Source organism: Peptoniphilus sp. HMSC075B08 (assembly GCF_001815405.1).
GTDB lineage: Bacteria > Bacillota > Clostridia > Tissierellales > Peptoniphilaceae > Peptoniphilus_A > Peptoniphilus_A harei.
Genome location: NZ_KV820460.1, coordinates 33,918 through 40,276, shown reverse-complemented (window position 1 = coordinate 40,276; position 6,359 = coordinate 33,918). Strand labels below are relative to the sequence as shown.

Here is a 6,359-nt window from a genome sequence, read left to right as displayed (position 1 = left end):
GCACTCCCCGTGAGTGCGTGGATTGAAATATTTTGTTTTTTACCCCGCAACCGAAAGAAAAGTGTCGCACTCCCCGTGAGTGCGTGGATTGAAATCTTTCCAACTCCTCTAAAAGAGCATCAGGATCTAGTCGCACTCCCCGTGAGTGCGTGGATTGAAATAAGGGAATTAAAAACTTAACAATAGACTTTAAGGAGTCGCACTCCCCGTGAGTGCGTGGATTGAAATGAGTTTAGTTTTTATCTTGCGTACTCTTTTACAACGTCGCACCCTTCACGGGTGCGTGGATTGAATATTATCCAGAGACCATGATGAAAACAAAAAGGGGTGACCAACTATGAAGGTAAAGTTTATTGGTGAGTCTGATCCTATTTTTATGATCAATGGAAAGGTTTACGAAGTCATTAGTATTAAAAAGACTTGGTACAGGATTGTTGATGAAGAGGGGGAGGATTATTTATATCCTCCTGAACTTTTTGAAGTCATTGACGAGGGAGACGATTAAAATGGCAGAATATAAAACAAGCCCTGAACAATTAGCTAAAAATAGGGAGTATAAGAGAAAGAACAGAGAGAAACTAAAAATTCAAACTTACAGAAGTAATGGTTTACTTTATCTTAAAGAACACGCAGGTCTAGAAGATTTGAAGGAATTCAAAAAAATTATAGATGAGAAAGAAAAAGAATTATTAAGTGATTGATTTGTTGTTATGGTTCATGCGAAAAATTTATTTAAATCAAAGACAAACATCATTATGGAGAAATTAAAATATTTTAAAAATATGCCTATCCTAAAATTTTTAGGTTAGGTTTTTTGTTGTTAAAAATTTTAAAGATTAAATAGAAATTAGTTAAGGTTAAGTAATATTAGCTTATGAAATTTATTATAGAGAAGCTAAAATTATTCAAGTAATTAGTATAAAGTTAAGGATTTTTACTAAGTCATTATGGAGATATGATTTGGAAAATTATTATGATGTAGAAAAATTTATCATTTTATAAAAATTATTAATTATTATATAGAAGAAAGTGACAAGACCCTATAAATAAATCTAACAATCTTGTGAAGTCTTCTAGTCTTTATAGTATAATGAAAGTAGCGTGCTATGAGATTTTAGCTAAAAACTTGTAGAATATTATTTTATTTATTATAATACTTTTATTATGGAGGTAATATGAGATTATCAAAACTTTATATGCCAACTCTTAGGGAGGATCCACAAGATGCTGAGATTGCATCTCACAAGTTTCTTCTAAGGGCAGGTATGATTAGAAAATCTGCTAGTGGTGTCTATACATACTTGCCACTTGGCTATAGATCTATTAAAAAAATTGAAAATATTGTTCGTGATGAAATGGATAAGGCTGGTGCTATGGAGATTTTAATGTCTGCCATCCAACCTGCTGAAATCTGGAGAGAGTCTGGAAGATGGGAAAAGTTTGGTCCTGAAATGTTCAAGCTAAAGGACAGAAACGATAGGGAGTTCTGTCTTGGACCTACTGCTGAGGAATATTTTACTACTCTTGTAAGAGACGAAGTCAAGTCTTACAAGGACCTTCCTCTTAATCTTTACCAAATTCAAACTAAGTACAGGGACGAAAAGAGACCTAGGTTTGGTATTAATAGGGCCAGAGAGTTCTCTATGAAGGATGCCTACACTTTTGATACTTCACCTGAGACTCTTGATGTTGCTTACATGAATATGTACGATGCTTATGAAAAGATTTTTGACAGACTTGAGCTTGATTATAAGATTGTTGAGGGCGACAATGGTGCCATGGGTGGTACTGGTTCTCACGAGTTTATTGCTCTTTCTGAGACAGGCGAAGGTGTAATTGTTTATTCTGAGTCTGGTAAGTTTGGTGCAACTGAAGAGAAGGCTCCTGTTGAGTATATTCTTCCTGAAGCTGAAGATAAATTGGACTTAGAAAAAGTTCACACTCCAAATGCCAGCACTATTGAAGAGGTTGCTAACTTTTTAAAGGTTGACCGAAAGAAATGTGCTAAGGCAATTGATTTAATGTTAGGCGATGAACCTGTTCTTGTATTTATTCCTGGAGACAGGGAACTCAACCTTGCTAAGCTTGTTTCTTACACTGGTGTTGCTGAACACGACATTAGGATGATGGAAGACAGCGAAATCGAAGCTATTAAGTCTAAACCAGGATACACTGGACCTCTTGGTCTTGATGTAAGGATGATTTTTGACAAAAGACTTACTGAAATGGACAATCTTGTTGTTGGTGCCAATGAAAGTGAATACCACTATATCAATGCCAACTACGGACGTGACTTTGAAGGCGAAGTTGTTGATGACCTTCTTCTTGTTGCTGAAGGCGACAAGGTACCAGGAACTGACGATGAATATAAGTTTGCAAGAGGTATTGAAGTTGGTAATATCTTTAAATTGGGTACAAAATATTCGGAAGCCCTTAATGCAACTTTTCTTGACGAAAATGGTAAGGCAAATTACTTCTACATGGGTTCTTATGGTGTTGGTATCACAAGATCTGTTACTGCTGTAATCGAACAAAACCACGATGACAATGGAATCATTTGGCCAATATCTGTAGCACCTTATGAAGCAATTGTTACTATAGTAAACACTAAGGACGAAGACCAAGTTGCTCTTGGAGAAAAAATTTACAAGGAACTTGAAGCTAAGGGTGTTGAAGTCCTACTTGATGACAGAAAGGAAAGACCTGGAGTTAAGTTTAAGGACAGGGACCTTATTGGTATTCCTCTAAGGATTACTTGCGGTAAGAAGTCAGGGGATTCTATTGTTGAATATTCTACTAGAAGAGAAATGGAAAATTCTGACATCTCAGCTGATGAGGCAATCAAAAATATTTTAAGTGAAATAGAAAAGGTTAGGTAAGATGAGCGATTTTAAATTTGAAATTACTGAACACTTGGGAACTCTATCTGAAAGTGCCAGGGGATGGACTAAGGAACTAAATAAAGTTTCTTTTAATGACAGACCAGCCAAGTACGACCTAAGAGAATGGGACCCAGACCACCAAAAGATGTCTAAGGGTGTAACTCTTAGTGATGAAGAGATGGAAATTCTATCAAAGATACTAAAGGACAAGGGTATTTAATAGGTTTTTAAAATAACTTATGTTATAATATAGAGATGTGAAAAACGCTATAAGCGAGGAGGCAATTGAAATGGAAATTAATAAGAAAGAAAATAACACTGTCTTTTTTGACATTGTTTTAAAAAGAGAAGATATAAAGAAAGCTGAAAACGAAGTGTACAAGAAAAACAAAAAACACTTCCAAATTCCTGGATTCAGAAAAGGTCATGTTCCTATGAAGATGATCGAAAACATGTATGGCAAGGATGTATTCTTTGAGGATGCTATTAACGAACTTCTTCCACAAGAATATGAAAAAGCTATTAAAGAATTAGACCTTAAGGTTGTTGACCAACCAAACATTGACATTGACGAAGAAAGCATTGAAAAGGGCGAAGATCTTGTTATCAAAGTTTCTGTTGATGTTAGACCAGAAGTTGAAATCAAAGACTACGAAGGAATTGAAATCGAAGACCCAACTATTGAAGTAACTGACGAACTTATTGACTCTGAAGTTGAAAATCAAAGAGCGATGAACGCAAGAATTATCAATGTTGACGATAGGGCTGTAGAAGATGGCGACACTGTAAATATCGACTTCAAGGGTTCTGTTGACGGAGAATACTTTGAAGGTGGAGAAGCTGAAAGCCAAGACCTAAAGATTGGTTCAAACACATTTATCCCAGGATTTGAAGAACAACTAATTGGACACGAAATTGGCGAAGAATTTGACATTACTGTTAAGTTCCCAGAAGATTACCACCAAAAAGATCTTGCTGGCAAGGACGCTAAATTCGAAATTAAACTTAACGGAATTTCTTATGAAGAACTCCCAGAACTTGACGATGAATTTGTAAAAGATATTTCTGAATTCGACACTCTTGATGAATTCAAGGCTGATTTAAGAAAGAAAAAAGAAGAAGAATTCGCAACAACTTCTGAAATGGAAAAACAAAGAAGAGCTATTGATAAAATCGGTGAAATGATTGAAGCAGACATTCCTGAAGGAATGATTAACGCTCAAATCGATGACATGATTAGAAATTATGACCAAAGCTTAAGAGCTCAAGGTATTAGTTTTGAAGACTATATTAAGATGATTGGTCAAAGTCTTGATGACTTCAAGAACACTATGAGACCTGAAGCAGAAAAGACTGTAAAAAACGATCTTGCTCTAGAAGCTCTTGTTAAAGATATGAACATCGAAATCACTGATGAAGAAATCGAAGAAGAAGTTAACAAGGTTGTAGAAGAATACTTCAAGGACGACAAAGACCACATGGAAAAAATGAGAGAATACATGCTTAACGACAACAAGGATGTTGTAAGAGACGACCTTGAAAAGAGAAAAGCTATTGAAACTCTTGTTGAAAAAGCAAAATTTGTTGAACCAAAGGAAGTTACTGAAGAAGATATAGAAGAAGTAAAAGAAGATAAATAATCAAGGATGTGATTAAATGGCACTAGTGCCAATGGTAGTAGAACAAACTAATAGGGGCGAAAGATCCTACGACATTTATTCTAGACTTTTAAAGGATAGGATTATCTTTGCAAGTGGCGAAGTAAATGACACTATGGCAGATTTAATTGTTGCCCAACTTTTGTTCTTAGAAGCTGAAGACCCAAACAAGGATATTCAACTTTATATTAATTCACCTGGTGGATCTGTATCTGCAGGCTTTGCAATTTACGACACTATGAATTATATAAAACCAGACGTATCAACAATCTGTATTGGGATGGCAGCATCAATGGGTGCATTTTTACTTGCATCTGGTGCTAAGGGTAAGAGATTTGCTCTTCCAAACTCTGACATCATGATTCACCAACCATCTGGTGGAGCTCAAGGTCAGGCAAGTGACATCCAAATCAATGCAGAAAAGATTTTAAAAATTAGACACAAATTAAATGAAATTCTTGCAGAAAGAACTGGCCAAGACCTAGAAAAAATCGAAAGAGATACTGATAGGGACTACTGGTTAAATTCTCAAGAAGCTAAAGATTATGGCTTAATCGATAAAGTTATTGAAAAAAGGGTTTGAGGTGAGATATGTCTAATACAGATGAAATTCTAAGATGTTCATTCTGTGGCAAAACACAAAACCAAGTGAATAGATTAATTGCCGGACCTAATGTCAATATCTGCGACGAGTGCATCGAGAGATGCCACACAATCCTAGAAAATGAAGTTCCTCACGAAATCAGTAAGGACTTTGACCTAAAAAAGCCTGCTGAAATAAAAGAAATCTTGGACCAATATGTTGTAAAACAAGAAGATGCCAAGCGTGCTCTTGCTGTTGCAGTATATAACCACTACAAGAGGATTTCATCAAATAGGAAGGTAAGCAGCGACATTGAACTTCAAAAGTCCAACATTCTTATGATTGGACCTACAGGTTCTGGTAAGACCCTACTTGCACAAACTCTTGCTAGACTTTTAAATGTTCCCTTTGCCATTGCTGATGCCACAACCCTAACTGAGGCTGGATATGTCGGCGAAGATGTTGAGAATATTATTTTGAAACTTATTCAAAATGCTGACTACGACATTGAAAGGGCAGAAAAAGGGATTATATATATTGACGAGATAGATAAGATTGCCAGAAAATCTGAAAATGTATCTATCACAAGAGACGTAAGTGGAGAAGGTGTTCAACAAGCCCTCCTAAAAATTATCGAGGGAACTGTTGCCAATGTTCCTCCACAAGGTGGAAGGAAACATCCGTCACAAGAATTTATTCAAGTTGACACTTCAAACATCCTATTCATTGTTGGTGGTGCCTTTGACGGAATCGACAAAATTATAGAAAACAGGACTGCCAAGTCTTCTATGGGCTTTGGATCAGAAATTGTAGATAAAAAAGCCAATAAAGAAAATATTTTACAAAAGGTTGAAACTGAAGACCTATTAAAGTTTGGTTTAATACCAGAACTTATTGGTAGACTACCTGTTACTATTACTCTTGAAGAGTTAGACGAAGAGGCTCTAGTTGAAATTTTAACTAAGCCAAAGAATGCCCTTGTAAAACAATACAAGGAACTTCTAAAATTTGATGACGTTGAACTAATCTTTGACGACGAAGCCCTAAGCTATATTGCTAGAAAGGCAATAGAAAAGAAGGCTGGCGCAAGAGGATTAAGAGGCGTTATCGAAAATACAATTATGAATGTAATGTATGAAATTCCTTCAAGAGATGACATCAAAGCAGTTAAAATAACAAAGGAATCAGTAGAAGGAACTGCACCTGCTGAATTAATAAAAAAATAAATAAATAATT

General features: G+C 35.7%; 7 protein-coding genes and 1 CRISPR repeat array. All 7 genes read left to right on the top strand.

Features of this window, described 5'->3' with window-relative positions; translation table 11 throughout:
• Nucleotide 1: 1 nt before the first annotated feature.
• Nucleotides 2-295: a CRISPR direct-repeat array (repeat unit 28 nt; unit sequence CACTCCCCGTGAGTGCGTGGATTGAAAT).
• Nucleotides 296-337: 42 nt separating this feature from the next.
• The 7 genes from HMPREF3023_RS09500 (at nt 338) to clpX (ending at nt 6,349) form a co-directional block, all read left to right on the top strand.
• Complete coding sequence (locus HMPREF3023_RS09500) at nt 338-505, top strand: hypothetical protein (RefSeq protein WP_168165809.1); 168 nt, start codon at nt 338-340, stop codon at nt 503-505.
• A 1-nt stretch (nt 506) separates the two neighbouring features.
• Entirely contained in the window at nt 507-701 is a 195-nt protein-coding gene (locus HMPREF3023_RS08780; RefSeq protein ID WP_070702689.1) for a hypothetical protein, read from the top strand.
• A gap of 474 nt (nt 702-1,175) precedes the next feature.
• Nucleotides 1,176-2,879, top strand: a complete 1,704-nt coding sequence (locus tag HMPREF3023_RS08775; protein ID WP_070702687.1) for a proline--tRNA ligase — start codon at nt 1,176-1,178, stop codon at nt 2,877-2,879.
• A gap of 1 nt (nt 2,880) precedes the next feature.
• Nucleotides 2,881-3,102 carry a YdbC family protein gene (locus tag HMPREF3023_RS08770; RefSeq protein ID WP_070702685.1) on the top strand — a complete coding sequence of 74 codons (222 nt, stop codon included), beginning with the start codon at nt 2,881-2,883 and terminating at the stop codon, nt 3,100-3,102.
• 70 nt (nt 3,103-3,172) lie between these two features.
• Nucleotides 3,173-4,522 (top strand): trigger factor, encoded by a 1,350-nt coding sequence (tig, locus tag HMPREF3023_RS08765; protein WP_070702683.1) that lies wholly within the window; start codon nt 3,173-3,175, stop codon nt 4,520-4,522.
• 16 nt (nt 4,523-4,538) lie between these two features.
• Nucleotides 4,539-5,123 carry an ATP-dependent Clp endopeptidase proteolytic subunit ClpP gene (gene clpP, locus HMPREF3023_RS08760; RefSeq protein ID WP_070702681.1) on the top strand — a complete coding sequence of 195 codons (585 nt, stop codon included), beginning with the start codon at nt 4,539-4,541 and terminating at the stop codon, nt 5,121-5,123.
• A gap of 8 nt (nt 5,124-5,131) precedes the next feature.
• A complete protein-coding gene (clpX, locus tag HMPREF3023_RS08755) occupies nt 5,132-6,349 on the top strand; it encodes an ATP-dependent Clp protease ATP-binding subunit ClpX (protein WP_070702678.1) in 1,218 nt (405 codons plus the stop codon).
• Nucleotides 6,350-6,359 lie beyond the last annotated feature (10 nt).